Origin of the sequence: Pantoea ananatis PA13 (assembly GCF_000233595.1) — a bacterium.
GTDB classification, from domain to species: Bacteria; Pseudomonadota; Gammaproteobacteria; order Enterobacterales; family Enterobacteriaceae; genus Pantoea; species Pantoea ananatis.
This window is the reverse complement of the sequence record NC_017554.1, coordinates 1,299,901-1,325,804: the sequence shown is the minus strand read 5'-3', so window position 1 is coordinate 1,325,804 and position 25,904 is coordinate 1,299,901. Positions and strand designations below refer to the sequence as shown.

22 protein-coding genes are annotated in these 25,904 nt (G+C 55.9%); 9 read left to right on the top strand and 13 right to left on the bottom strand.

All coding sequences use genetic code 11. The features are described from left to right. Nucleotides 1-149: 149 nt before the first annotated feature. Together ansP and PAGR_RS06320 are read right to left on the bottom strand one after the other, a co-directional pair. On the bottom strand, nucleotides 150-1,622 hold the full coding sequence (gene ansP, locus PAGR_RS06325; protein ID WP_014605303.1) for an L-asparagine permease: 1,473 nt from the start codon (nucleotides 1,620-1,622) through the stop codon (nucleotides 150-152). A gap of 272 nt (nucleotides 1,623-1,894) precedes the next feature. Then, nucleotides 1,895-2,167 carry a YdgH/BhsA/McbA family protein gene (locus PAGR_RS06320; protein ID WP_013026671.1) on the bottom strand — a complete coding sequence of 91 codons (273 nt, stop codon included), beginning with the start codon at nucleotides 2,165-2,167 and terminating at the stop codon, nucleotides 1,895-1,897. 253 nt (nucleotides 2,168-2,420) lie between these two features. On the opposite strand from PAGR_RS06320, the gene narQ reads away from it, so the two are divergent. The 3 genes from narQ to acrD all read left to right on the top strand — a co-directional run bounded on the left by narQ (nucleotide 2,421) and on the right by acrD (nucleotide 8,213). Further along, on the top strand, nucleotides 2,421-4,109 hold the full coding sequence (gene narQ, locus PAGR_RS06315) for a nitrate/nitrite two-component system sensor histidine kinase NarQ (protein WP_014605302.1): 1,689 nt from the start codon (nucleotides 2,421-2,423) through the stop codon (nucleotides 4,107-4,109). 189 nt (nucleotides 4,110-4,298) lie between these two features. Then, nucleotides 4,299-4,931, top strand: a complete 633-nt coding sequence (locus PAGR_RS06310) for a response regulator (protein WP_013026673.1) — start codon at nucleotides 4,299-4,301, stop codon at nucleotides 4,929-4,931. Between the two features lie 165 nt (nucleotides 4,932-5,096). After that, nucleotides 5,097-8,213, top strand: a complete 3,117-nt coding sequence (gene acrD / locus PAGR_RS06305) for a multidrug efflux RND transporter permease AcrD (RefSeq protein ID WP_014605301.1) — start codon at nucleotides 5,097-5,099, stop codon at nucleotides 8,211-8,213. A 129-nt stretch (nucleotides 8,214-8,342) separates the two neighbouring features. On the opposite strand, the gene ypfM is transcribed toward acrD, so the two are convergent. Next, a complete protein-coding gene (ypfM, locus tag PAGR_RS24345; RefSeq protein ID WP_139015967.1) occupies nucleotides 8,343-8,405 on the bottom strand; it encodes a protein YpfM in 63 nt (20 codons plus the stop codon). Between the two features lie 384 nt (nucleotides 8,406-8,789). On the opposite strand from ypfM, the gene PAGR_RS06300 reads away from it, so the two are divergent. Genes PAGR_RS06300 through PAGR_RS06290 form a run of 3 tightly spaced genes read left to right on the top strand, consistent with a single transcriptional unit; the run spans nucleotide 8,790 to nucleotide 10,498 of the window. Further along, the gene (locus PAGR_RS06300; RefSeq protein ID WP_014605300.1) at nucleotides 8,790-9,158 is read left to right on the top strand and encodes an ArsC family reductase; all 369 of its coding nucleotides are present in this window, start codon (nucleotides 8,790-8,792) and stop codon (nucleotides 9,156-9,158) included. Between the two features lies 1 nt (nucleotide 9,159). Continuing rightward, entirely contained in the window at nucleotides 9,160-10,287 is a 1,128-nt protein-coding gene (gene dapE / locus PAGR_RS06295) for a succinyl-diaminopimelate desuccinylase (protein ID WP_013026676.1), read from the top strand. Nucleotides 10,288-10,309: 22 nt separating this feature from the next. Continuing rightward, complete coding sequence (locus PAGR_RS06290) at nucleotides 10,310-10,498, top strand: YpfN family protein (RefSeq protein WP_014605299.1); 189 nt, start codon at nucleotides 10,310-10,312, stop codon at nucleotides 10,496-10,498. A 35-nt stretch (nucleotides 10,499-10,533) separates the two neighbouring features. On the opposite strand, the gene ypfH is transcribed toward PAGR_RS06290, so the two are convergent. The 6 genes from ypfH to dapA form a co-directional block, all read right to left on the bottom strand. Continuing rightward, nucleotides 10,534-11,214, bottom strand: a complete 681-nt coding sequence (ypfH, locus tag PAGR_RS06285) for an esterase (protein WP_014605298.1) — start codon at nucleotides 11,212-11,214, stop codon at nucleotides 10,534-10,536. A gap of 73 nt (nucleotides 11,215-11,287) precedes the next feature. Then, nucleotides 11,288-13,255, bottom strand: coding sequence for a tRNA(Met) cytidine acetyltransferase TmcA (locus tag PAGR_RS06280; protein ID WP_014605297.1), 1,968 nt, complete (start codon nucleotides 13,253-13,255; stop codon nucleotides 11,288-11,290). After that, nucleotides 13,252-14,115 (bottom strand): KPN_02809 family neutral zinc metallopeptidase, encoded by an 864-nt coding sequence (gene ypfJ, locus PAGR_RS06275; RefSeq protein WP_014594278.1) that lies wholly within the window; start codon nucleotides 14,113-14,115, stop codon nucleotides 13,252-13,254. Before ypfJ ends, PAGR_RS06280 begins: the two co-directional genes overlap by 4 nt. A gap of 131 nt (nucleotides 14,116-14,246) precedes the next feature. Then, the gene (purC, locus tag PAGR_RS06270; protein ID WP_014605296.1) at nucleotides 14,247-14,960 is read right to left on the bottom strand and encodes a phosphoribosylaminoimidazolesuccinocarboxamide synthase; all 714 of its coding nucleotides are present in this window, start codon (nucleotides 14,958-14,960) and stop codon (nucleotides 14,247-14,249) included. A 146-nt stretch (nucleotides 14,961-15,106) separates the two neighbouring features. Continuing rightward, nucleotides 15,107-16,138, bottom strand: a complete 1,032-nt coding sequence (bamC, locus tag PAGR_RS06265) for an outer membrane protein assembly factor BamC (protein WP_014605295.1) — start codon at nucleotides 16,136-16,138, stop codon at nucleotides 15,107-15,109. A 14-nt stretch (nucleotides 16,139-16,152) separates the two neighbouring features. Next, the gene (gene dapA / locus PAGR_RS06260) at nucleotides 16,153-17,031 is read right to left on the bottom strand and encodes a 4-hydroxy-tetrahydrodipicolinate synthase (RefSeq protein ID WP_014594282.1); all 879 of its coding nucleotides are present in this window, start codon (nucleotides 17,029-17,031) and stop codon (nucleotides 16,153-16,155) included. A 143-nt stretch (nucleotides 17,032-17,174) separates the two neighbouring features. Here dapA and PAGR_RS06255 point away from each other — a divergent pair, with 143 nt between their 5' ends. Together PAGR_RS06255 and bcp are read left to right on the top strand one after the other, a co-directional pair. Beyond that, nucleotides 17,175-17,756 (top strand): glycine cleavage system transcriptional repressor, encoded by a 582-nt coding sequence (locus PAGR_RS06255; RefSeq protein WP_089517136.1) that lies wholly within the window; start codon nucleotides 17,175-17,177, stop codon nucleotides 17,754-17,756. Between the two features lie 142 nt (nucleotides 17,757-17,898). Continuing rightward, nucleotides 17,899-18,366 (top strand): thioredoxin-dependent thiol peroxidase, encoded by a 468-nt coding sequence (gene bcp / locus PAGR_RS06250; RefSeq protein WP_014605294.1) that lies wholly within the window; start codon nucleotides 17,899-17,901, stop codon nucleotides 18,364-18,366. A 37-nt stretch (nucleotides 18,367-18,403) separates the two neighbouring features. On the opposite strand, the gene PAGR_RS06245 is transcribed toward bcp, so the two are convergent. The 3 genes from PAGR_RS06245 to PAGR_RS06235 form a co-directional block, all read right to left on the bottom strand. Continuing rightward, nucleotides 18,404-19,474 carry an AI-2E family transporter gene (locus tag PAGR_RS06245; protein ID WP_013026686.1) on the bottom strand — a complete coding sequence of 357 codons (1,071 nt, stop codon included), beginning with the start codon at nucleotides 19,472-19,474 and terminating at the stop codon, nucleotides 18,404-18,406. Nucleotides 19,475-19,716: 242 nt separating this feature from the next. Continuing rightward, a complete protein-coding gene (locus tag PAGR_RS06240) occupies nucleotides 19,717-21,672 on the bottom strand; it encodes a glycoside hydrolase family 127 protein (protein WP_014605293.1) in 1,956 nt (651 codons plus the stop codon). A 10-nt stretch (nucleotides 21,673-21,682) separates the two neighbouring features. Beyond that, nucleotides 21,683-23,083 carry an MFS transporter gene (locus PAGR_RS06235; RefSeq protein WP_013026688.1) on the bottom strand — a complete coding sequence of 467 codons (1,401 nt, stop codon included), beginning with the start codon at nucleotides 23,081-23,083 and terminating at the stop codon, nucleotides 21,683-21,685. 248 nt (nucleotides 23,084-23,331) lie between these two features. On the opposite strand from PAGR_RS06235, the gene PAGR_RS06230 reads away from it, so the two are divergent. Continuing rightward, nucleotides 23,332-24,150 (top strand): helix-turn-helix domain-containing protein, encoded by an 819-nt coding sequence (locus tag PAGR_RS06230; protein ID WP_013026690.1) that lies wholly within the window; start codon nucleotides 23,332-23,334, stop codon nucleotides 24,148-24,150. Between the two features lie 52 nt (nucleotides 24,151-24,202). On the opposite strand, the gene PAGR_RS06225 is transcribed toward PAGR_RS06230, so the two are convergent. Next, nucleotides 24,203-25,783: a sensor domain-containing diguanylate cyclase gene (locus PAGR_RS06225; RefSeq protein ID WP_014594286.1), complete on the bottom strand. Its 1,581-nt coding sequence runs from the start codon at nucleotides 25,781-25,783 to the stop codon at nucleotides 24,203-24,205. Nucleotides 25,784-25,904 lie beyond the last annotated feature (121 nt).

The following is a 25,904-nucleotide window of genomic DNA, read 5'->3' as shown; positions in this document are numbered from 1 at the left end:
TCCGCAGCGACAGAAAGGGAGCCTGAGATAATAGGACGTACGTTAAAAGAAAACTATCTGAATTACGGGCCTTGCGCACGTCATCGTCCATCCTCACAGGCAAAAAAAATGCCAGCACGCTGGCTGGCATTCTATGCGAAACGTCTCGGTTACGACGATTTACCGTCGTGCTCGTGATGATCGTGTTCGGTCGCTGCAATGGCGTTCACACGCTTACGCACGCCAAACCAGCCCAGTACCAGAATCACCGCAATCAACGGAATGGAGGCGATAGTATAGGTGCCGTTTGGATAGTCGAACGCCATCAATACCAGCACGCTGAACAGGAACAGCAGCGTCAGCCATGAGGTAAAAGGCGCGCCTGGCAGCTTGAAGCTGACGTCGTCTGCCTTGCCTTCTTTGATCGCTTTACGCAGGCGTAGCTGGCAAAGCACGATAAAGCCCCAGGAAGAGATAATGCCGAGTGACGCCACGTTTAATACGATCTCAAATACCTGAGACGGCACATAGTAGTTAAGCACCACGCCGATGATATAGACGCCGACGGTCACCAGAATCCCGGCATAGGGCACCTGCTGGCTGCTCATTTTAGACATGAACTTCGGTGCGGAACCGCCCATCGACATTGAGCGCAGAATACGGCCGGTCGAGTAGAGACCGGAGTTCAGGCTGGATAACGCCGCACTCAGCACCACAATATTCATAATGCTGCCAATGTAAGGCACGCCCAGCTTAGAGAAGAAGGTCACAAACGGACTTTGCCCAGCCTGGTAGGCATTCCACGGCAACAACATCACTAACAGCACCACGGAACCGACATAGAACAAACCAATACGCCAGATAACGCTGTTGATCGCCTTCGGCAACATGGTTTCCGGATCTTTACACTCGCCTGCTGCCGTACCGACCAGTTCAATCGAGGCGAAGGCAAATACGACGCCCTGCACCAGCACCAGCGCCGGCAACAGGCCGTGCGGGAACAAGCCGCCGTTATCCGTGATCAGGTGGAAGCCGGTTGCATTTCCATCGAGCGGTTTGCCCGTGCCGAGGAACACGACACCGACAACCAGGAAAATGACAATCGCCAGCACTTTGACCAGCGCGAACCAAAACTCCATTTCGGCGAACCACTTTACGCCGATCATGTTCATGGTACCGACAATCGCCAGCGCCCCTAACGCAAATACCCACTGCGGCACATCACCAAACGCGCCCCAGTAATGCATATAAAGCGCAACGGCAGTGATATCCACAATCCCGGTCATAGCCCAGTTAACAAAGTACATCCAGCCTGCCACATAAGAGGCTTTCTCGCCCATGAACTCACGAGCATAGGAGACAAAGCTTCCGCTGCTGGGACGGTGTAAAACCAGTTCGCCCAGTGCGCGCAGGATGAAGAATGAGAAGATACCGCAGACCAGATAGATGATGGCGAGGGCCGGACCTGCCGCCTGTAAACGGGCGCCTGCGCCCAGAAACAGCCCCGTACCGATGGCTCCCCCGATGGCAATCATCTGCACGTGACGATTGCCCATGGCCTTCTTATAGCCGGAGTCGTGGGAATTGAGCCAGCGTCGTTTCGCAGCGCGCATGTCCGCTGCGGATTTCTTTGTAGATTTCATAGCCTTCCTGTTTGTCCTGACCATAAGTCATAGCGCATCCAAACGATTGCGTTCAGCACTGCGAAATGGGTTGTCTTCCTCTGTGCGTCCGCCTGTGAGTTTACGGAAAGCGGCGCGGGAATTTACGGCGATGAATCCTAACCGTTATGTAACATCGAAGCAAAATATACCGAGGGGATATGCGGGACGATTTGTAAAAAATTTTTCTGAGATCACAAAAAAACCGGCCATTGGCTGGCCGGTAAACACTACAGGGATGGAATAGAGAGGGTTTAGCGGTAAATCTCTGCGGTGCCGGTCCAGAGGCTGGAATCACCCGGCGTGTTCACACCGATGACCCGGAAGTGGCTGGCGCCTTCGGCTTTCGCCTGTTGTGAAAGCTGGCGAGTCACATCGTCAAGTGAACCATTTACGCTGGAAACAGAGACGCTGCCGATTTTTTGCAGATCCTGTGCCTCGCGTTGGTCCACCGCCGTGGCGGCCAAGGTAGAAAATGACGCAGTGGCCAACAGGGCGGCGGTGAGGTAAGCAGGTAATCGTTTCATAAATACTCCTGTACTCGCGTTGGTCGCTGTGGTTAAACACGTTATTGATTATTGGCGAGACAATGCAAGCCAACCTTTGTGAGTTGTAAAGCTGTGCGAGTAATGGTCGGTCTGACGTCGGGATTCCTGGGAAACGTCAATCCGGGTGAGTAAAGCTGCTGAACGGTCTCATTTCGGGCTATTTCATGACAGGTCACCTGGCGTCCTCTGCCACCTCTTTTATCCTTCCCTGTTACTGAAGGGGTTATTTGTTGTGATTGTTAAACGCTCTGTTACCCGAAGTATTGCGCAGTCTTTAACGCTGATTGTGTTGCTGGCTTTGCTGACAACCGGTCTGGCTCTGCTCACCCTTTCCAGCAGCCTGCGTGACGCGGAAGCCATTAATCTGGCCGGTTCGCTACGGATGCAGAGTTACCGGCTGGCCTGGGATGCCAGGCTGGAGCCTCGCCTGCTGGTAGCGCATCTTGCGCAGTTCCAGCACACGCTTGATGCCCCCGTTTTACAAGGCCTCGACCGCCCCTGGGTGCCACATAAAGTTATTAACCACTATCAACGTTTGCGCGCGGGCTGGCCGGAGTTAGCTCAGCATCTTGATGCCGATGCAGCAGAAGCCTGGCAGCTTCAAATGCCCGTCTACGTGGGGGAAATCGATCGCTTTGTCCTGGAACTGCAGCGTTATGCTGAACTGAAAATGCGGGTGGTGGCGATCAGTAGCCTGACGGGCCTGGTGGCGATCGTGGCGCTGGCGTTGATGACGATACGCTTTACCCGTCAGCAGGTCGTTAAGCCGCTGAACGCGCTGGTCACCGCCAGTCGTTATGTGGAAAAGGGCAATTTTGCGTTCCCGCCTCTGCACGTCCAGCAGCAGAATGAACTTAAGGTGCTGTCACACACCTTCAGCAGCATGGCCGCCCAGTTGCACGCGCACTATCAGCTCCTGGAGCAGCGGGTCCGCGATAAAACCCGGGATCTGACCCAGGCAAACCGCACGCTTTCGCTGCTCTATCAGAGCTCTCAGATTTTAGCGCGCGGCCCCCTGCATCCGGCTCTGTTCGACAGCGTGTTAGCCAGCGTGCTTGCCAGAGAAAAGCTTGCGTTTATCCGCCTGGAAGGCGAGCAGTTTACCTTTGAGTCCGGGCAAATCGCCCCTTCTCAGGCCTGGCATCAGTTACCCTTGCAGCAGGGCGATCACCCTATTGGCACCCTGCACTGGCAAACGACCGTTACGACGCCGCCTGCAGCATTAATGCAGAGCCTGGCGGCAATGCTGGCCCGGTCAGTCTGGATCTGGCAGACCCAAAAACAGCAGCAGCAGATGCTATTAATTGAAGAGCGCGCCACCATTGCACGCGAGCTGCATGATTCGCTGGCTCAGGCACTGACCTACCTGCGTATTCAACTGACGCTGCTGCGGCGCACTGTCGATGCGCGCGATAGGGCAGCACATGACATTATTGCCGAATTCGATCTTGCGCTGGCCGAAGCTTACCGTCAGCTCCGTGAGTTGCTTGCCACCTTCCGTTTAACGATTGAAAAATCCGATCTGATGGCCGCACTGCACGCAATGATCGCCCCCTTGCAGAAGCAGTCTGAGGCCGACATCCATTTCACCTGCCAGCCAGGGCTTGAGGCGCTGGATGCTCAACAGCAGGTACACGTACTCCAGATTGCCCGCGAGGCGCTGCTTAACGCCATTCGCCATGCAAATGCACAGATGATTACCCTCGACTATCAGCACACAGATGAAGGCGAACATATACTGAGCGTGACGGATGATGGTATTGGGATCGGCACGACAGAGGAACCGCAGGGGCATTACGGGCTGACGACCATGACGGAGCGGGCTGAACGGCTAGCCGGATCCTTACAGATTACGGCACAACCACGCGGAACACGTGTCACACTGCGTTTTCCATCGCGTCCGGCGCTGCCGCGTGAGTAGTGCTGTTGCCCGCCATTGTGTATTTTAATAACATCCTGAGATCATACAAGATGTGGCAGATCAACACCTGAAGGCAGAATTAACCATTACAATCAACATTCTGCGCATCACCATTCTGGAACGGTCTGGAAAGCCGATCGTTCGTACTGCCCGTACCGCCGTCTGACATCCAGTGCACAGGGAGCTAACATGGCACAACCTGCTTTAACCATTATGATCGTGGACGATCATCCCCTTATGCGCCGGGGCATCCGCCAGCTACTGGCGCTGGAGCCGCAGTTGCAGGTCATCGCTGAAGCCAGTAACGGGACTGAAGCGCTGGCGGAAGCCCGCCGTCTGACACCGGATATCATCCTGCTCGATCTCAACATGAAAGGGATGTCAGGGCTGGATACGTTAAAAGCGCTTCGTCATGAAGGCATCAGCTCACGTATTCTGGTGCTGACGGTCTCTGACGCGCGCAGCGACATTTACGCCCTGGTGGATGCAGGAGCGGACGGCTATTTACTCAAAGACAGCGAACCCGAAATCTTGTTGCGCCAGATCATGCAGGCCCTACAGGGTGAGACGGTGTTTAGCGATGCGGTAAGGCACGCTCTGTCCATGCGACATAACAGTGACGATCCCTTCCGCTTGCTGACCGAACGCGAACGCGGCGTGATGCAGGAAGTGGCGCGGGGCTTGTCTAATAAAGACGTGGCTCATGCACTTCATATCTCGGAAGAAACGGTGAAGGTCCACATTCGTAATGTCCTGCGCAAACTTGATGTACGTTCACGCGTTGCTGCAACAATTATGTGGATTGAGCGCCGAAACAGTTGATAAAAAACGCGCAAACTTACACATTCTCTACAATTTCTCCACTTTTCAAACCCGCCTCGCACGTAAAGTACAGTCCTACCCGTGCGTGGTTTGCGTGGATTTTTCTGTGCGTCACGCGCCGCATCGCTCATATTAATAATAAAAGCAGTGAGGAGTGTCGGTTCAATGTCGAATTTCTTTATCGACCGCCCAATTTTCGCCTGGGTTTTGGCTATTTTATTGTGTCTTTGCGGCACGCTCGCCATTATTTCACTTCCTGTTGAGCAATATCCCGATCTCGCCCCGCCCAACGTGCGTATTACCGCCACTTATCCCGGCGCCTCAGCGCAAACGCTGGAAAATACCGTCACCCAGGTTATCGAACAGAACATGACCGGTATCGATAACCTGATGTATATGTCCTCCAACAGCAGTAATACCGGCCAGGCGCAAATCACCCTCACCTTTACCGCGGGTACCAATCCTGATGAAGCCCGTCAGCAGGTTCAGAATCAGTTGCAGTCGGCCCTGCGCCAGTTACCTCAACCGGTGCAGTCACAAGGGGTGACCGTCAATAAAACCGGCGACAGTAACATTTTGATGGTGGCGTTTGTCTCAACTGACGGCAGCATGAACAAACAAGATATTGCTGATTATGTCGCCAGTAATATTCAGGAGCCCTTAAGCCGTATTGATGGGGTGGGTGAAGTGGATGCCTACGGTACGCAATATGCTATGCGCATCTGGCTCGATCCCTACAAGCTAACCGCCTATGCCCTGACCACCGATGATGTGGTCAATGCGATCAAATCCCAGAATACCCAGGTTGCAGTGGGCCAGGTGGGCGGGCTACCGGCCGTCAATAATCAGGCGCTGAACGCCACGGTGAACGCGCAGGCGATGCTGCAAACCCCCGACCAGTTTAAAGCGATTACCCTGAAGAATAATCCCGATGGCTCCGTGGTGACGCTAGGTGATGTCGCAACGGTGGCGCTCGGCGCTGAAAAATACGATTCCCTCAGCCGCTATAATGGCCAGTCCGCCTCCGGCCTGGGCATAAAACTGGCCTCCGGTGCCAACGAGATGAACACCGATAAACTGGTGCGGGCGCGGCTGGATGAATTATCACACTATTTTCCGCACGGGCTGGAAGCGAAAATCGCGTATGAAACCACGCCCTTTGTTAAAGCCTCTATCACCGACGTGGTCAAAACCCTGCTGGAAGCTATTCTGCTGGTATTTGGCGTGATGTATCTGTTTATGCAGAACTTCCGGGCCACGTTAATCCCTACCATCGCGGTGCCCGTCGTGCTGCTTGGCACCTTTTGTGTGATCTTTGCCTTCGGCTACAGCATCAACACCCTGACCATGTTCGCTATGGTGCTGGCGATAGGCCTGCTCGTGGACGATGCGATTGTGGTCGTGGAGAACGTTGAACGTATTATGAGCGAGGAAGGGATCTCGCCGCGCGCTGCCACCCGCAAATCGATGGGGCAAATCCAGGGGGCACTGGTCGGAATTGCGCTGGTACTCTCCGCCGTATTTATTCCTATGGCCTTTTTTGGTGGCACCGTCGGGGCAATCTACCGCCAGTTTTCGGTGACTATTGTCTCCGCCATGATCCTGTCGGTGTTGGTCGCGATGATCCTGACACCCGCCCTGTGTGCCACGCTGCTTAAGCCCATCGCCAAAGGGGAACATCACGGCGAGCGCGGCTTCTTTCGCTGGTTTAACCACCATTTCAACCGCAACGCCGACCGCTATCAGCGTGGTGTCGCCCACATTCTGCGCACGGGCGGCCGCTGGCTGCTGTTGTATGTGGGGATTATTGGCATCATGGCGTTCCTGTTTCTTCATCTGCCTTCGTCTTTTCTGCCCCAGGAAGATCGGGGCATGATTTTGACCCAGGTCCAGCTTCCCGCCGGTTCCAGCATGAATCAGACCTCGGCGGTAGTGGCAAAAGTGGAAAAGTACTACCTGACGAAAGAGAAAGATAACGTGCTGTCGGTCTTCTCAACGATCGGTTCCGGCCCTGGCGGGAACGGGCAGAACGTCGCGCGTCTGTTTATTCGTTTGAAAGACTGGGGTGACAGACCCGGGGCCGATCGCACGTCGTTCGCCATCATTAAGCGCGCCGGAAAAGCGTTCAAACACATCAATGAGGCCACGGTCATTGCGAGCAGTCCGCCGGCGATTACCGGTCTGGGCAGCTCATCGGGCTTTGACCTGGAAATACAGGATCATGGCGGCATCGGGCATGACAAGCTCATGGCGATGCGCGACATGCTGCTCGACAAGGCCAGCAAAGATAAGCTCCTGTCCCGTGTCCGTCATAACGGCCTTGATGACAGCCCGCAGTTGCAAATTGATATTGATGAGCGCAAAGCCCAGGCGCTGGGCGTATCACTGGATACCATTAACGACACGCTAGCCACTGCCTGGGGCTCAAGCTACGTGAACGACTTTTTGGATCGTGGACGGGTAAAAAAAGTGTATGTACAGGCTGATGCGCCCTATCGCATGCTGCCCGGCGATATCGATAAATGGTACGTGCGTAACAGCAGTGGCACCATGGTGCCCTTCTCGGCATTTGCCACCAGCCGCTGGCAAACCGGTTCACCGCGTCTGGAACGCTATAACGGCTACTCCTCCCTGGAAATCGTGGGGGAAGCCGCAGAGGGCGTGAGTAGCGGTACAGCGATGAATGAAATGGAGAAACTGGTCGAATCCCTGCCGCTTGGCGTGGGTTTCCAGTGGACGGGAGCATCCTATCAGGAGCGGTTATCGGGCTCTCAGGCACCCGCGCTGTACGTGGTTTCACTGCTGGTTGTCTTCCTCTGCCTGGCAGCTCTGTATGAAAGCTGGTCGATCCCGTTCTCTGTCATGCTGGTCGTCCCGCTTGGCGTGATCGGTGCGCTGATTGCCACCTGGACGCGCGGGCTGGAGAACGACGTCTATTTCCAGGTGGGCTTGCTGACCGTGGTCGGGCTTTCGGCCAAGAACGCCATCCTGATTGTCGAGTTTGCTAACGAGCTTAACAGTAAGGGAGGTGAACTGATTGAGTCGACGCTGGCGGCGTCACGCCAGCGCCTGCGGCCGATCCTGATGACGTCGCTGGCCTTTATCTTCGGTGTGCTGCCGATGGCGATCAGCAGCGGCGCAGGCTCCGGCAGTCAGCATTCTGTGGGAACGGGCGTGATGGGCGGGATGATTTCTGCCACGATTCTGGCCATTCTGTTTGTGCCGCTGTTCTTTGTGCTGGTGCGTCGCCGCTTTCCCCTGAAAGAGAAGCATCGGGACTGATTAACCCGCTTTCCTGACGGCGCCTCAATCAGGCAAAAAAAACGGCCTCTGTTCGCAGCGGCCGTTTTATTCGTGTGTGTGGTCAGAATTACAGCAGAGGGGAAAGTGCCCTGCTTTTCTCCTCACGTGTTACTTGTTGCGTAACATCGCTTCGATGAATTCTTTCCAGTTCCCCATTTCGGTGTCAATCATAGAACCCTCTCTTATTGTAGTGGCAATATTACGCCTTTTTTTTCGCCTGGTGAATACGTTTACACCTGTCATTACTATCGGCAAAGGCGACAAAAAGCTGAGTATTTTCTGATTTGCTGGCTGACGCACACTTCAGCAAGGGCCTAAGCTGACAGGTTTTAATGCGGTTTTGACCAGGACGTAGCCTAAAAATCACAATTAAGGAAATTCTTAATTCCGAAATGATAAACCGCGAAATCATTAGAGGCAAAACTGAAACCGTTTACCCCCGACGGGAAACGCCTCTGTGCAGGGTATTTTTCGATACAGGCGCGATCGGGCGGATGCTGCATCAGATCACACTATGGTAAACTCCAGAGCTAATTTTAATGACAGGAGCAGGCGATGAGCGCGCAGTGGGTCATGTTTGGGATTAAAAATTGCGACACGATTAAAAAAGCACGTCGCTGTTTAGAGGCGGCGGGCGTGGACTATCGCTTCCATGATTATCGTGCTGACGGCCTGACCGGTGACCAGCTGCAGCAGTTTATCGACGTACTGGGCTATCAGGATCTGCTCAACACGCGCGGCACGACCTGGCGTAAGCTACCCGAGGCAGAGCGCGAGGCCGTCACCGATGCCGCCAGTGCAAAAGCGCTGATGCTGGCCCAGCCTGCTATCATCAAGCGCCCTGTCCTGCGCGCACCCGACGGCTCGCTGCTGCTGGGCTTCAGCGAATCTCTTTACCAGAATCGTCTTCAGGAGAAGTCATAATATGTTTTGTCCGGTCATTGAGCTGACGCAGCAGCTTATTCGTCGCCCTTCTCTCAGCCCCGATGACGCCGGATGTCAGGCGCTGCTGATCGCACGCCTGGAAGCGATAGGTTTCCACATCGAAACCATGAACATCAACGACACGCTGAATTTCTGGGCCACGCGCGGCGAAGGCGAAACCCTGGCGTTTGCCGGCCACACCGATATTGTTCCCCCGGGCGATGCCAGCCGCTGGATTAATCCCCCGTTTGAACCCACCATCCGCGACGGCATGCTGTTTGGGCGCGGTGCAGCAGATATGAAAGGATCGCTGGCCGCCATGGTTGTTGCCGCCGAGCGGTTTGTCGCCGTTCATCCTCATCACAAGGGGCGTCTGGCCTTTTTAATTACGTCTGACGAAGAAGCCAGCGGCGCGAACGGAACGGTAAAAGTGGTTGAGCGCCTCATGGCGCGTAACGAGCGTCTGGATTATTGCCTGGTCGGAGAACCTTCCAGCAACGAAGTCGTGGGTGACGTCGTGAAAAATGGTCGTCGTGGCTCCATCACCGCGAACCTGACCGTGCATGGCGTACAGGGCCATGTAGCCTATCCGCAACTGGCGGATAATCCCGTGCACCGTGCTCTGCCGGCGCTTAACGAGCTGGTCGCCACGGAATGGGATCAGGGTAACGCCTTTTTCCCGGCCACCAGCATGCAGATCGCCAACATTCAGGCGGGAACCGGCAGTAACAACGTCATCCCCGGCGAGCTGTTTGTGCAGTTCAACTTCCGTTTCAGTACGGAACTCACCGATACCCTGATTCAGCAGCGTGTCGCAGAACTGCTGGACCGCCATCAGTTGCGTTACACCATTGAGTGGAAGCTTTCCGGCCAGCCATTCCTGACCTCACGCGGCAAGCTGGTTGATGCCGTGGTCAACGCCGTTACGCACTATAATGAAATTAAGCCGCAGTTGCAGACTTCTGGTGGAACCTCTGACGGACGTTTTATCGCTCGTATGGGCTCGCAGGTGGTGGAACTGGGTCCGGTGAATGCCACGATTCACAAAATTAACGAATGCGTGAAAGCATCAGACTTACAAATGCTGAGTCGGATGTATCAACGCATCATGGAACAATTGATCGCCTGACAGCGAGGGAAGGAGCGGGCCTATGGAGTTTATTAAAGATTACTGGTGGATCCTGGTGATCCTGCTGATGGTGGGCGTGTTAATGAACGTCTATAAAGATCTGAAACGCATCGATCATAAAAAATTTATGGATAACAAACCCGATCTCCCGCCTCATCGTGATTTCAACGACAAGTGGGACGAGGACGACCACTGGCCGAAGAAAAAATAACGGTCATGCGCCCCCGCCATCGCGAGGGCGCGCGGTTACATCATCATAATGACATCGTCATCGCCAGGTTTTGCCCCGCCTGAGGCTTCATCGAAGTAACGTTTCGGCACGGTATACTGCAAATGATGCAGCGCAAAATCCATGCTGCGCTGATCGATGGCATGCGCCAAATCCTCTACGATATTCAGCGTGACATCACCGCCCAGCGCGGTTAAACGCTGTTCCGCCTGTTGCGCCTGCATCAGCGGGATATGGTCATCATAATCACCATGGATCAGATGCACGGTAGTCCGCGTGCTGGCCTTTTCCGGTAGCGTCACAAAGCGACCGCTAAAGGCAACCGCCCGGCCAGCCAGATCGTCGTGGGCTTTGATGCCTTCCAGCACCATGCTGGCCCCCTGCGAAAACCCCACCAGTGCCGTGGCTTCGGGACGCACCCCGCTTTTCTGCTGCCAGTGACGCACCGACTCGACAAACTGCGGCATGCTGCTGTCTACACAGGCCTGCTCGCTTTTATCATGCAGGCCGGCTTCGTTAAACCATTGACCGCCCGGCCCCGGCGATCCCACCGACACCACCAGCGCCGCCGGAAACGTTTTAGCAAACCAGCTGCCAATTTGGCCCATCGCGTCGGGATTGTCCCCCACGGCATGATAAAGCAGAAACAGCTGGGCAGCCTGAGTGGGCTGCTGAACAATTACATATTTCAGTGTCATATCGACCTCCTGCGACTACTCTACGCCCCCGGGCGCAGGATGATAGTGGGAATATTTGAATGTCTTGGTGGATTTATTGCAATTGCTCACGCAACGCTTCGCCTTCTCTGCCGGGTAACGCCAGTAGCGCAGCGGCGGCTTCAGCGCGTAAGGCCGTAATCAGCATCTTGCGTCCGTTGAGCCGGGCAGACTGAGCCAGTTCAGCCAGGCTGGTGTCAGCGTTCACCGCCTGTCGCAGGAGCGGCAAAGGCTGCTGGCTGATGCCAACCAGCCGCTGAAGTACCGCCAGGCTTGCTTCCAGCGGGCGTTGCGCCCAGGCAAAACCGGCGGCCAGCCAGGCATCGCGCCGGGTAAACGCGTGGTCACAGGCTGCCGGTAGCGGCAGGTCCAGCGGAATGTGCGGTCTGAGCAGCGGCCAGTCACGGGCCAGGCTTCCCTCCGCCTTCTGCTGCAGCGCTTTGCCGGCCGTCGTCAGCCCCAGCACGGCCATCGCCGCATAACAACCGCTGCTGGCTTCTCGCTGACTGCCAATTCGCGCCAGCGTAAAGCCACAGGCTTGCCAGAAAGCCCAGAGAGGTTCAGTGTAGCCAAAGCTGACCGAGAGGTAATCATATCCGGCGGCATCCGCGCAGGCGGCGGCCACCAGTTGCTGGCCGATTCCCCGGCGGCGCGCAGGTGCGGCAATGGCAATCCGGCTAATTCGCAAGGCGCGCAGCGTGGCGGCTTCCGTCAGCCCGGCGTGCGCGGCCAGCGACTGCGCCACCAGATTACCGCGAGGCCGCCTGTGGCCCGCCCATACCGCTTGCGCCAGTTCATCCGTCAGCCCGCCCTCTTCTACCAACCATAGCGCGCCCTGTAGCGCCGGAACCTCGCCCGCCAGCCACAGATGCATGCCTGGCGCATCCAACAGGCGACGCAGATCCAGCGGTGAGGTGCGGTAATGCGCACTGGTCAGCAGTTGGTAAGCCGCCTGCTGGGCGGCGAAATCAGACGCATCTGCTCGCCGGGGCGCACGCTCCTCCAGGGACGGGGTTTCAGCGGCATCCTCAAACAGCAGAGCCCGGTTGAGCCAGTGTTCCAGGGGATCGTGGCGAGCCCAGCGTAACGGTTCGTCCAGCGTAAAGTAGCGCACCTGCTGCAGCTCAGCGCAGAACTTGAGCATAAAGCCACGGCCGCTGCCTTCGTAACCCTGAATGGTCGTTACCAGCAACACGCGCGGGAAACGTGCTACCAGCGCATGGAGCAGCGGAGCGGGAATGGCCGCGGCTTCATCCACGATGAGCCAGTCAAACTCGGGCTGGTCGGGCAGCGCCAGAATCGCATCCGGTGCCATAAACCGATAATGTTCTCCGGCGAAAGAGGCTAACACTGTGGTGGTAATTTTTGCCGGTGCGGTTACCAGGCAGCGCGTATTCTGTCGCGCCAGCATGCCTGCGAGCGCCGATTTGCCTCTGCCGCGCGCGGCGGTGATGACCGCCACGCCAGCAGAAAAATGAGTCAGCTCTTGCAGAATGCTTTGCTGCTGACTCGCGGCCTGACAGTGCCAGGCCGGCCGAGACGACCAGTTGGGCAGCGCGAGCGGCTGCGGCTGCTGATGCAACAGCGCCTGCTGATCGTCTTCCGTCAGGCGTTGCAGGTGATGGACAAAATGGGGCGTGGCAATCGGCTCGCTGACATCAGCCCAGCGCAGGCTGTCCGCATCGGGCTGCTGCGCCCAGCGCGCCCAGGGGGGCACTAACAGAAGCAGCCAGCTACCGGCCGTCAGCGTTCCGGCCAGCGCCGCCAGCGCCTCGGCATGGAACCCCTGGCGGGCATCAAACACGGCATGATGGAATTCACGCCCCAGCAGCGTACGAAATGCGGTCGGGGCGCAGTGCGTGCCGGTTTCCGGTGGGTTATCGCTCAGCCACAGCCAGTCGCCTTCCAGCGTCTGGCTCCATGAGAGCGCGGTGTCCCGGCACCAGTCGGCTTCGCCGCCGATCACGGCCAGCCGCCGTATACCGGCGGCCTGCATGGCACAGGTCGCTGCTTTCAGGTTCATCCTTTAAGAGCAAAGGTGTCGCACTGGCCAGGGTTACCGCTGTCGAATCCGCGTTTGAACCAGGTATACCGCTGCGCGGACGTACCATGCGTAAAGCTGTCCGGCACAACCCGGCCCTGGGTTTTCTGCTGCAGACGATCGTCACCAATGGCTTCGGCTGCGTTTAACGCTTCCTGTAAATCCCCCACTTCGAGGATTTTTTCCTGTTCCATATAGTGGCCCCAGACGCCCGCAAAGCAGTCGGCCTGAAGCTCCATTTTCACGGACAGTTGATTAATCTGAGTCTGGCTGGCCCCCTGCTGCATCTGACGTACCCGGGGTTCAATGCCCAGCAACTTCTGCACATGGTGGCCGACTTCATGCGCAATGACATAGCCCTGGGCAAAATCGCCGCCTGCCCCAAGCTTGTTTTTCATTTCGTCATAGAATGACAGATCGATATAAACAGTCTGGTCTGCCGGGCAGTAAAAGGGCCCCATAACAGACTGTCCGGTGCCGCAGCCGGTGCGCGTAGCGCCGCGATACATCACCAGCTTCGGCGGCGTATACTGTTTGTTCATCTGTTTGAACAACTTGTCCCAGGTGTCTTCGGTTGTCGCCAGCATGACCGACGTAAACTTTGCCGCCTCATCCTGATTCGGGTTGGCGGTGCGCTGCTGCTGTTGGTTGCCCGATGTCACCTCGCCCCCGGTCAGCAACGGGGTCAGGTCATAACCGTAATAACCCGCCACCGCGACCAGAATCAGCATGATAATGCCCGCCTTGCCGCGTGGCAGAGGAATGCGTCCTCCCCGGTTACCGGATGACTGATTACGGCGATCTTCGACATTGTCGCTTTCGCGACGTCCTTGCCAGCGCATGGTTTTTGCTCCCTGTGGCGTATTAACTCAGATGGCATGATTTTAGATGCGTGACGGCGCAATCACCAGCTTTACACCAAAATGAAAAAGGAGAGCCTGCGCTCTCCTTTTCGTGACCTGCTGAGCGTTACTCAGTCAAGTTTGACGCCCAGGCGACGGGCTACCGCTTCATAGGCTTCAATCAGGCCACCCAGGCTCTGACGGAAACGGTCTTTGTCCATTTTATCCAGGGTTTCTTTGTCCCACAGGCGCGCACCATCGGGTGAGAATTCGTCCCCCAGTACCACTTCGCCGTTGAACAGGCCAAACTCCAGCTTGAAGTCCACCAGAATCAAACCAGCCTTATCAAACAGGTTGCTCAGTACGTCGTTGGCTTTATAGGTCAGCTCACGCATACGGGCCAGATTCTCTTTGCTGACCCAACCAAAGGTTTCGCAGTAAGATTCGTTAACCATCGGATCGTGTTTAGCATCGTCCTTCAGGAACAGGTCGAACAGCGGCGGGTTCAGCACAATCCCTTCTTCGACGCCAAGACGCTTCACCAGCGAACCGGCCGCACGGTTACGGATTACGCACTCGACCGGGACCATGTCCAGCTTTTTCACCAGCGCTTCGTTATCTGACAGCAGGGCTTCCATCTGTGTCGGGATGCCCGCTTCCTGCAGCTTCGTCATGATGAAATGGTTGAACTTGTTATTCACCATGCCCTTGCGATCAAACTGCTCAATGCGGGCGCCGTCGCCTGCTGATGTATCGTTGCGGAATTCAAGTATCAGCAGATCCGGGTTATCGGTGCTGTATACGGTTTTCGCTTTACCGCGATACAACTCAGCTCGCTTTTGCATCTTATTTAACTCCAAACATGAAAGATCCGGTTCTGAGGCAGGCATTTTGCGTTGATTGCCGTGACGCAATCGATTACCTCGTCTCGCGCTATTATGCCAAAAAACGAAATAAAAAGGCCGGAGAATCTCCGGCCTGGGGTAATTTTTTATTTGTTCATTGCGGCCTGGAACACTGCCACGAGCGCGTCGTTTTGCGCCTGCGTCAGCACATGGCCTTTAGGATCAATAAATTGCAGACTGGTACGGTTGTCGAGGTCGCCAACCTGAACCTTGTAATCGCCGTTTGGCAACTCAGGATCTTTGGCGCCCACGCTGTCCCAGGTGCTGCTGCCCGGCGCTTTGTAGGTCACTTTCATGCTGCCGGTTGAGCGCGTGCTGTCGGTGACGTCCATTCCTACACGGCTCATGGCCGCAGGCAGACGCTGCCAGGCAACATTGAACGGCGTGCGTAACACCAGCATAGGCAGGCCGGTGTCGTCGGCACCGCTTTGCACATCAATCGCACCACTGACGCGGCCGGCGGCAGCGTTTTCATTCGCGGTGGCGATCTTGTCCATCCCTGCGGCGATGTCGTTCAGCATCTGCGCGGTATAACGCTGAATCTGCACTGGCGAGGTCACGCTGTTGCCTTCCTGCTGCAGCTCCAGCAGACGGACGGTCAGGACCTGCTGATAACTCTGCGACTGAACGCTGATTTGGTAACGACCACGGTACTGCTTATCTTCGTCTGCACGGTTCCACTGTACCCAGTCGGTGGTCAGCTGTTGTCCGGCGTCATTACGGGAAGCGATCGGGAAGTTATTAGACTGGACGACACCCACAACCTGCGACCAAATCGATCCGCGGCTGTTATCAAACATCAGCACACCAGTGTTATTACTGAACTGGGCGCGTGAGCCGTTCATCAGAGCCAGAGGCTGGGCTGGTGGACGAATATCCAGCTGCTTGCCAACCGGTGCTTTGCTGGTTGAAGGCGGAATATCGTATTCCCCGTTCTGGACAGGCAGAATCATGCCCGACGGTGCCTTCAGCTCCCGCAGACCACTGGCCTGCAGGTAGGACTCATCACCGCTGACCTGGCGTTTGTAACGCTGATCGTTCGAACAGGCCGACAATAGCATCAGGGTGGAAAGCCCCACCACTGTTGCAATCATTGACCGCTTTACTGAGTAATTCATTCAAACTCCCTAAATTATCGCAAACCCGCTTTCACCAGCGCCTGCTCCACTTTCGGCTGTGCAACCGCAGTCAGTGGTGTCATTGGCAGACGCAGCGTGTCATTAGCGATTAATCCTAGCTGTTTTGCCGCCCATTTAACCGGGATTGGATTAGGTTCACAGAAAAGCGTCTGGTGCAGGTGCATCAGACGCTGATTGAGACGGCGAGCTTCAACGAAATTACCCTGCTGTGCGAGCCTGCACAGCTCGGCCATTTCGCGTGCTGCTATGTTAGCCGTCACCGAAATGACGCCTTTGCCGCCCAGTTGCATAAAGTCCAGTGCGCTGGCATCGTCGCCGCTCACCAGGATGAACTCATCATTAACCAGCTCTTGGATCTGGCTGACACGGGATAAGTTCCCCGTTGCCTCTTTGATTCCGATAATATTTTTGATTTCGGCGAGGCGGGCAACGGTTTCCGGCAACATATCACAGCCGGTGCGCGAAGGTACGTTATACAGCATTTGTGGCAGGCTGGTACTGTCGGCAATCGCTTTAAAGTGCTGAAACAGGCCTTCCTGCGTGGGGCGGTTATAGTAAGGCGTGACGGTGAGGCAGCCAATAACGCCAGAATTTTCAAAGCGTTTGGTTAGAGAGATGCCTTCAGCGGTGGCATTCGCACCGGTTCCGGCAATCACGGGAATACGCCCATCCGCCAGTTCCAGGGTTTGCAGCACGACATCACCATGTTCGTCATGGCTCAGCGTGGCAGACTCGCCGGTGGTGCCGACGGAAACGATCGCCGCCGTACCGCTGGCGACATGGTAATCAATCAGTTTTCTCAAACTCGCACGGCAGACATTACCTTTGTCATCCATCGGCGTAACGAGTGCAACAATACTTCCCGTAAACATTGGCGATCCCCTCGACAAACAAGTGCTTCATGGTACGTTTTACACTTAGGGAAAAGCAAGCAAGCTCCGCTATTCCCGCGCTTGTCAGCAGTTTTTTTTATGTTTACCTTATGGTTATTAGCAAATGCACAGGGAATCCTATTTTGCAGCAATCTCAACCCCACCACTTGGTGATCACCGCACTGGGTGTTGACCGCCCGGGTATCGTCAATACGATTACCCGTCACGTCAGCAGTTGCGGTTGCAACATCGAAGACAGTCGCCTTGCCATGCTTGGGGATGAATTCACGTTCATTATGCTGCTGTCCGGTAGCTGGAACGCCATTACGCTGATTGAGTCAACGCTGCCGCTTAAAGGCGCAGAGCTGGAGCTGCTCATCGTGATGAAACGCACCCATGCGACCGCCCGCCCTCCGATGCCGGATACGGCGTTTATTCAGGTCGAAGTCGCTGACTCACCGCATATTATTGAGCGCTTTACGGATTTAACGGACAAGCACCTGATGAACATCGCTGAACTGGTGTCACGCATTCAGCCAGCCCAGCACGACAGGCCCGCTACGCTCTATATTCAGATGACGGCGCACAGCCCGACGCGGAGCGATGGTCCGGCCTTTGAACAGGCCTTTAATGAATTATGCCAGGAGCTTAACGCGCAGGGTTCGTTGCGTCTCTACAGCCTGAGCGATGCCGATAATCGTGAACTGGCCGCACCTGGCAGGTAAAGACGAGCGCCCCCGTGACTGTTCTGCTACGTTAAAAGTGCAGTCAGGTGAGGAATACGTCTGAAACAGATAATTTTCCATTTGGCAGTTTCTCGCCTCTTGGTGTATTAACCACAGCATGAACTCAAAATGGAGAGATGTGATGAATCCACTGAAAGCCGGTGATACCGCACCGAAATTTAGCTTGCCCGATCAGGATGGCGAACAAGTAAATTTAGCCGACTTCCAGGGGCAGCGTGTTCTGGTCTATTTCTATCCAAAAGCCATGACGCCGGGTTGTACCGTGCAGGCATGCGGTCTGCGTGACAACATGGATGAACTTAAAAAAGCTGGCGTCGAGGTGCTGGGGATCAGCACGGATAAACCCGAAAAGCTGTCACGTTTTGCAGAAAAAGAGCTGCTTAACTTCACGCTGCTGTCGGACCAGGAGCATCAGGTTTGCGAGCAGTTTGGCGTCTGGGGTGAAAAAACCTTTATGGGGAAAACCTACGACGGCATTCATCGCATCAGTTTCCTGGTGGATGCGAATGGCAAAATCGAAAAGGTGTTCGACGATTTCAAAACGTCAAACCACCACGACATCGTGATGGACTACCTCAAGTCAGCCTGATGTCTTCAGGGCGCGGCATCGTCCGCGCCCTGAACGTTTAGCGACTCAGCGTTTCATCCAGCGGGGCTTCAGGCCACGCGTGCACCACCGCCTTGACCAGGGTGGCGAGCGGAATCGCAAAAAACACGCCCCAGAATCCCCACATTCCGCCAAAGATCACCACTGACAAGATGATCACCAGCGGATGCAGATTGACCGCTTCTGAGAACAAAATCGGCACCAGCACATTGCCGTCCAGTGCCTGAATCACCAGATAGACGGTTAACAGCGTCCAGAACTCGCTATCAAGCCCCCACTGAAACAACCCTACGCCAATAACCGGAATGGTGACCAGCATCGCGCCGATATAGGGGATCAGAACCGAAACCCCCACTAATACGGCCAGCAAAAGCGAGTAGTTAAGGCCGAGGAACATGAAAGCCAGCCAGCTGGCGATCCCGACCACCACCATTTCCAGCACCTTGCCGCGAATGTAGTTAGTAATTTGCTGATTCATCTCCTGCCACACTTCCCCCGCCAGCCCGCGATTGCGCGGCAGCACGCGCCGAACGGCGTTCAGCATCTGCTCTTTGTCCTTCAGCAGGAAGAACACCATGAGCGGCACCAGCACGAGATAAATCATCAGGGTCATCAAGCCTACCAGCGAGGCCAGGGAATATTTCACCAGCGAATCGCCTACCCCGCTAAGACGACCGCGCAGGTTTTCAACGATGACGTCAATGATGCCCGCATCGACCAGGGCGGGGAAACGTCGGGGTAAACCCGCCGCATACAGATAGAGCTTGTTCAGCATGTTGGGCAGATCCCGCGTCAGGTTGATGCCCTGCTGCCAGGCGACGGGGGCGACAATCAAGACCAGAACCAGCAGAATCCCGGCAAACAGCACCAACACGATGCTGGTCGCCCAGCTCCGCGTACAGCCAATGCGTTGCAGCCGTACCGTCGGCCATTCAAGCAGGTAAGCGAGAACCAGCGCCACCAGCAAGGGCGCCAGCAACCCACTCAGAAAGAAAAGAATGCAGAATCCCGCCAGCAGAATCACCAGCAGGCCAATCGCCTGCGGATCGCTAAAACGGCGTTTGTACCATTGAATCAATAAAGCCAGCATGCCGTTGGGTCCATAACGTCAAAAAGGGCCATGATTGTACCGGATATTCTGGTGTGGGAAAGATGTGAAAAGCAGTCTGTGGCCTGACAGCTTTCGTTGACCGGGCGATGGCGGGCCTGCACGGCCCTGTTAACGGGAGTTTGAACCTGGCTAAGGCTGTCCACTGGCAGGCGAATCGCCACCGATTCTATTCACAGCGGGCCGAACGCCTTTCCGGCCCGCTGTCGGTCAATGTTCTGGGGTCAGGCTTCGTTTACCCAAATACGCATCTCCCCTTCTCCCCGGTTCGCCCAGCAGAACCAAGGGATAAACGTTAACGTCTGGCTCTGCGGTGCAGCCGGTGCGCGGTCGTAGTTCCACAGCGGCTGTTGCGCTGGCTCGTGGGCGGTCTTTTTCACCCCTTCAGCCTGGATTACTACCTTGTGCGCAAAGACGCCCTTCCCTTCAAAGGTGTTGAACGCCGCAGACGCGGGCAGCCATACATTGTGTAACTGCTCGCCGTTATCGGCCTGCTCCAGGCAGTAGACTATCGGCCCGCGCTGGACAGCTACCTTACCCGCCACATGACGCACGAGCGGATTACCGTACACCCGGCGCACCGGCATCGGAAGCGTTAGCGTGAGCGTGTCGCCCTCCTGCCAAATCCGTTCAATGTACAGGTAGCCTTTGCGGGCGCGATCCGTCACCACCTCACCGTTACAGCTCACCTGCGGCGCCTCGCACCAGTCAGGCAGTCGTAACGCCAGCGTATGTTTTACGGGCTGGGTGACATCCACAGAAATCGTGACCGTTTCCTCCCAGGGAAAGTTACCGCTGATACGGATACCCAACGTGCGATCGCCGACGGGCACATCAACCCGGTTGCCGACGTAGAGATTGATAAAGAGCGCATTCTCGTGCGGCGTATAGATATAGTGACCGAGCGAGGTCAGTAAACGCGCGATGTTCGGTGGGCAACAGGCACAGCCAAACCAGCGCTGGCGCACCGGTTTCACATGATCGTAAAGATGGTTGAAATGCAGGGTTTTCGGCTGCACCTCCAGCGGATTGACGTAGAAGAAATGTTTCCCGTCCAGCGCCATACCGCCCAGTACCGTATTATACAGCGCGCGCTCCATCACATCGGCGTACTGGCTGTCGGCTTCCATTTCCAGCATACGTCTGGCAAACATCATCAGGCCAATGGACGCGCAGCTTTCGGCATATACCGTGTCATTGGGTAAATCATAATCGCTGCTGAACGCCTCACCGCTGCTTTGGGAGCCGATTCCGCCCGTAATATAAAGCTGCCGCTGAGCCATGTTGTGCCACAGCCGCAGGCAGTCCTGACGCTTTCCTTCGTCCTGACTCAGACGCGCGAGGTGCGCTACGCCGGTCATCAGATAAACAAACCGCACCGCGTGGCCCACTGCGTGCTGCTGTTCGGCAAGAGGCTGATGCGCCTGGCTGTAAGCCTTGTCCTTCACCATCCATGCCGGGCCATAGGTATGCCAGTAGGAAGTCTGACCGCGTTTCTCGTACTCAATATCATAGAAGTGAGGCTGGGTGCCGCGCTGCGTGACAAACGTATTCACCAGCGCCAGATAGCGTGGTTGCTGAGTCACTTCATACAACCGCATCAGCGCCAGCTCGATCTCGGGATGGCCAGGATAACCATGCAGCTGATGCTCCTCAGGGCCGAAGACGCTGTCGATATGGTCGGCGAGCCTGCACACCACCTCCAGTAAACGGCGTTTGCCGGTCGCCTGGTAAAATGCCACGCCCGCCTCAATCATGTGCCCGGCGCAGTAAAGCTCGTGGCACTCGGCAAGGTTGGTCCAACGATCTTGCGGCGCTTTCACGGTGAAGTAAGTGTTGAGATAGCCATCCTCGCACTGCGCCGCCGCGATCAGCTCAATCACCTCATCGGCCGTTTTCTCCAGTTCCGCGTCAGGCTTCTGGCAAAGCGACCAGGCCACCGCCTCCAGCCATTTCGCTACATCGCTGTCCTGAAACACCATGCCATAGAATTCCCCGTCCTGCTGGCCAGCCGCGATGCGAAAGTTTTCGATGGCATGGCTGGGATCGGCTTCCTCGATCCGATCGTTAAGCGCCTCCCACTGATAAGGAATGACCACCTCCCGCACTAGTTGTTGATACTTACCGAGAAACGGATCGTGGATAGTCAGCTTATGCAGATCGACTTCATTGACAGACATCTTACTCTCCTCAAGACGGAACATGGCGAATACGCAGGTCGTGGGCGATCTGCGCCATCATCGGGTTAGTGAGCTTGCAGGCGCGGATGGTGAATGCCAGCAACAGATGGAACAGCGCCGGTAACAGGGTTTCCGTGGCGGTAATACCGTGCAGGGAGGCAGCCGTCTGATTGCCGATCCCCGGCTTATAAGCCACGATGACAAACAGCAGGCTGATAATGACGGCGCTGGAGGCCCAGGCAAGCTTGATAAAGAACAGGTTAAACGCGAAATTCATGCCCGACGAGCGGACACCGTTTTTCCATTCGCCGTAGTCATCAGCAAAGGCCATCAGGGCAAAATGCAGCGGCAGAGTGAACCCGAGGATGATGCCATTACTGAGGATCACCACCAGCCACAATATCTGCCATGACGGCCCGACCGGCAGGAACCACATCATGACTGCGAGTGCGGCCAGCACAAGGTTGGTCCAGTAATACAGCCGGACGGTGTCAATGCGCCTGGAAAGCGGGTTCACGATCACCGATCCCACAATGGAGGCTAACGTCACCATGGTAAAAAACAGCGACGTGAAAGCCGTGCTGCCCTGTAACACATAGGTAATGAAGTACATGTAGCCGCCGCCGCGAATGTTAAACACGTTAATCAGCAAAAAAGACATCACCAGCATCAGCAACAGCTGATCGTTTTTGCGTAGCCCGGCCAGATGCTCACGCAGGGTAAATTTGCCCAGGCTGTCCAGCGGTACGCGCTCGCGGACCCAAAAGAAGCAACACAGGAACATCACGACCGCCAGAGCGCACAGGATACCGACGCCAGACTGATAGCCCAGGGCCGCATTCCCCTTACCCAACACCGCGACCAGCCACGGCAGCCCTACCGAAACCAGAAACCCGGCCACCCCGCACAATACAAAGCGCCATGACTGGCAGGCCAGCACTTCTGTGTGGCGGGTGGTCATGGTGTTGATCAGCGCGCAATAGGGCACGTTGATGGCGGTATAGCTGACAGAGAGCAGCAGATAGGTGGCAAACGCCCAAACAATTTTCATGTCCATGCTGACGGCGGGCACGGTGAACGTCAGCGCACCAATGAGGCCAAGGGGAACGGCCACCCAGAGCTGCCACGGGCGGAAGCGCCCCCAACGGCTATGGGTTCTGTCGGCAATGACGCCCATCACCGGATCGGAGACCGCGTCAAACACGCGCAGCACCATAAACAGGGTGCCGACCAGCGCGGGCGTTAAGCCAAACACATCGGTGTAGAAAAACGTCAGGAAGTTGGTGATCAGGCAGGTGACCACCGTGCCACCGGCGTCACCCAAGCCGTAACCTATTTTCTCTCGCAGGGACAGCGCACTCTGCGTAGCCGACGGGCTAAGATCGGCCTGAGCGATAGTCGTAGAAGTCATTTAAAATGCCTCATGCAGGACAGAGAGGATTGCCCGCTTTATGCCGGGCTTATTGGTGTTTTAGCGCTTAACCCGATTTATTTTGTCAGGAATCCGTTCACCAACAAGAGCACAAAAAAGTATAAAAACGGGGTAATTCCGACCTGTGAAGCAAAGTGTGAACTGGATCAGGTACATGTCTTTTTTTTAGTTAATAATCAGAGAGAAAGACATCAATTACCTCCGTAGCAGCGGGAAAATGAATAACGATGTTCGAATTATCCATAACGTTTCCGATACAGGTGCAAAATGGCGGGCTGTTTATTTCGCGCGGCGTGGGAACCCATCCTGCACGCAGGCTGACCTCCTGGGAGATCATTTTCGTTGAACGCGGGCAGTTAACGATTCGGGAGGATGGCGAGCTGTTCAGCGTGCAGGCGGGCGAAAGCCTGCTGCTGAGGCCAGGGCATTTGCATGTGGGAGAAGGGATTTTTCCGGCCGATCTGAAATTTTACTGGCTGCATTTTGACTGGCAGAAACAGCCTGAGCAGCATGGCTTACACCAGGCACTGCTCCACCTTCCCCAGCATACGCGCGTTGGCGATCCGGCCTATATCATCGCCCTGTTCCGGCAGTTCCTCAGCGAGCAGGAAAACATTCACCGCAGCGTCGCGCTGGAGTGTATTTTACTGCTTATACTGCAGCAGCTCGCGGCTCCGGCGCTGCACGAGGATGTTGTCGACAGCCCCGGCGTTGACCTGGCCTGGAAAGCCAATCAGCTTATTCGCACGCAGTATCACCTGGCGCTTTCAACCTCCACGCTGGCGAAAACGCTGCATTGCAATGCCGATTATCTGGGACGTGTTTACCGGCGCGTGTTTCGCCTGACGCTGACGGAAGCCCTTCACCGGCAGCGCGTATTAATGGCAGAAAAGCTGCTGATCGGCGATAAGCTGCCCTTAACCGAGGTAGCGCGTCAGTGTGGGTTCAATGATGTGGGCTATTTCCGTCAGATATTCCGTAAGCATACAGGCTTAACACCTGCCAGCTGGAAGCGACGCTACTGCCGCGAGCATATCAATTCCTGATGGCTCGCCCGGATTGCCGGGCGGGCCAGAAACCGTTAGCGCACAGTCTTGATCAAGAGGCTTTTACGCGTTTGGCAACCACGGTGCAGTTGCGACCGCTGTTCTTAGCCTGATACAGGGCATCGTCAGCCCGCTTCAGGCTGCTTTCCAGCGGCGGCCGCCGGGCATCCCACTCCGCTACGCCGATGGAAATCGTGATATGGCCGACCGCCTCGATAGCGTTATCCGCGATGCTGATGCGAATGCGCTCGGCCGTCGCCTCAGCCTCTTTCAGAGGCGTGTTAGGCAACAGCATTAAAAACTCTTCACCACCGTTACGGCAGACCACATCCGACTGCCGGGCGCTCTGTCGTAGCGTCTGCGCCACCTGCCGAATCACCCGATCGCCGACGTCGTGTCCCCAGTTGTCATTGACGCTTTTGAAATGATCGATATCCAGGGCGAGCACGGCAAAAGGCTGGCGCATCGTCTGGTAGTAATCGAGTACCGCGTTAAGCCCGCGGCGGTTGAGTAACAGCGTTAGCGAATCGGTCTGCGCTTCCGAACTCAGCCGACCAATTTTGTCCTGTACCAGCCCAATACCGGTTAACAGCGCCCGTTTAACCTGGGCGGCCTCAAAGTACCATGCCCGAATGCCGCCAATTTCGTAGGTGGCGCTTGAGGCATCAATCTTGCTGGCCTTGCGGGCCAGTTGCCAGAGCGGCATGGCAATCATCCGTGCCAGAATGACCGCCACCAGCAAGGTCAGTAAGGCAAAGGGCACTGAATGCTTCAGGACTTTCAGGAGCAACCCCGACAGCGGTTGCAGCGTGACGTCGACAGGTTTCAACGCCACCACCATCCAGCCCGTCGTGGGAACAATGGCGTAGCCGGCCAGCCGGGTCGGTTTGTCGGGCTCAGTTAAGACCAGCGAGCCGTTATCTTTTTCCTGACGTTCCCGATCGCTCATCAGTGGCGACATGGTTTTGCCCACCATCTGGCGGTTCTGGTGATACAGCACCTGATTATCGCCGTCGAGAACAAATACGCTGGTGCCGTCGCGATAAAACTGTTCACCCAGCAGCGCATTCAGAATACTTTTCTTTTTCAGGTAAATCGTCCCGCCAATATAGCCCAGATAGCGTCCCTGGTTATTCCAGATGGGCCATGAGACAAAAATCAGCAGGTTATTGGCGGCAGAGAGTGTCGGTCTGCTAATCAGCGGTTGCCGGGTCTGCAGCGCTTCGCGGGCCGCATCGCTGGTCAGATGCATCCCGGTTAAGGTCAGCGATTCGGGAGATATTGCGCGCACCGTACCCGTTTCATCCACCACGGCGACCGAGTTAAAACTGTCGGTCTGCTCACGTAGACGGTTCACTTCCGCTTTGAGCAGTGCCTCATTATTGAAATCTTTTCCCAGTAAATTAGCACTGAAGTGCAACTGGGACTGCGCCAGCCGGAAAAAGACTTCGCTGGTGGAGGCCAGTTTGGCAGCGTAAGCGCGGTTGGCTTCCAGGGTGCTGTCGATCAGCACCATGCGTTGCACACGCCAGGTTGCATATAAATTATTGGCAAGCGTGATGACTATGCTGGCAATAACCAGCAGCGCAATAAGCGTGCGTAAGTCCGCCCGGGGACGGAAATTTATGAGCATGGCGGGAACGCCACAGTGCAAAGATTCATTTTGCTGTGCCTGACTCTGTTGTTTTTATCGTGATTGCGGTCCTACAGCGTGTAAGTTTACACGCTGTAGGACAATTTGAGCAGGTTTAAGC

Excerpts from the sequence above, each read along its gene's own strand:
- purC (WP_014605296.1), bottom strand. The coding sequence starts at position 14,960 with ATGCAAAAGCGAGCTGAGTTGTATCGCGGTAAAGCGAAAACCGTATAC.
- dapA (WP_014594282.1), bottom strand. The coding sequence starts at position 17,031 with ATGTTTACGGGAAGTATTGTTGCACTCGTTACGCCGATGGATGACAAA.
- PAGR_RS06310 (WP_013026673.1), top strand. The coding sequence starts at position 4,299 with ATGGCACAACCTGCTTTAACCATTATGATCGTGGACGATCATCCCCTT.
- dapE (WP_013026676.1), top strand. The coding sequence starts at position 9,160 with ATGTTTTGTCCGGTCATTGAGCTGACGCAGCAGCTTATTCGTCGCCCT.
- bamC (WP_014605295.1), bottom strand. The coding sequence starts at position 16,138 with ATGAATTACTCAGTAAAGCGGTCAATGATTGCAACAGTGGTGGGGCTT.
- PAGR_RS06225 (WP_014594286.1), bottom strand. The coding sequence starts at position 25,783 with ATGCTCATAAATTTCCGTCCCCGGGCGGACTTACGCACGCTTATTGCG.
- ansP (WP_014605303.1), bottom strand. The coding sequence starts at position 1,622 with ATGAAATCTACAAAGAAATCCGCAGCGGACATGCGCGCTGCGAAACGA.
- ypfJ (WP_014594278.1), bottom strand. The coding sequence starts at position 14,115 with ATGCGCTGGCAAGGACGTCGCGAAAGCGACAATGTCGAAGATCGCCGT.
- bcp (WP_014605294.1), top strand. The coding sequence starts at position 17,899 with ATGAATCCACTGAAAGCCGGTGATACCGCACCGAAATTTAGCTTGCCC.
- PAGR_RS06240 (WP_014605293.1), bottom strand. The coding sequence starts at position 21,672 with ATGTCTGTCAATGAAGTCGATCTGCATAAGCTGACTATCCACGATCCG.
- PAGR_RS06280 (WP_014605297.1), bottom strand. The coding sequence starts at position 13,255 with ATGAACCTGAAAGCAGCGACCTGTGCCATGCAGGCCGCCGGTATACGG.
- PAGR_RS06230 (WP_013026690.1), top strand. The coding sequence starts at position 23,332 with ATGTTCGAATTATCCATAACGTTTCCGATACAGGTGCAAAATGGCGGG.
- PAGR_RS06290 (WP_014605299.1), top strand. The coding sequence starts at position 10,310 with ATGGAGTTTATTAAAGATTACTGGTGGATCCTGGTGATCCTGCTGATG.
- PAGR_RS06300 (WP_014605300.1), top strand. The coding sequence starts at position 8,790 with ATGAGCGCGCAGTGGGTCATGTTTGGGATTAAAAATTGCGACACGATT.
- PAGR_RS06245 (WP_013026686.1), bottom strand. The coding sequence starts at position 19,474 with ATGCTGGCTTTATTGATTCAATGGTACAAACGCCGTTTTAGCGATCCG.
- PAGR_RS06235 (WP_013026688.1), bottom strand. The coding sequence starts at position 23,083 with ATGACTTCTACGACTATCGCTCAGGCCGATCTTAGCCCGTCGGCTACG.
- ypfH (WP_014605298.1), bottom strand. The coding sequence starts at position 11,214 with ATGACACTGAAATATGTAATTGTTCAGCAGCCCACTCAGGCTGCCCAG.
- acrD (WP_014605301.1), top strand. The coding sequence starts at position 5,097 with ATGTCGAATTTCTTTATCGACCGCCCAATTTTCGCCTGGGTTTTGGCT.
- PAGR_RS06320 (WP_013026671.1), bottom strand. The coding sequence starts at position 2,167 with ATGAAACGATTACCTGCTTACCTCACCGCCGCCCTGTTGGCCACTGCG.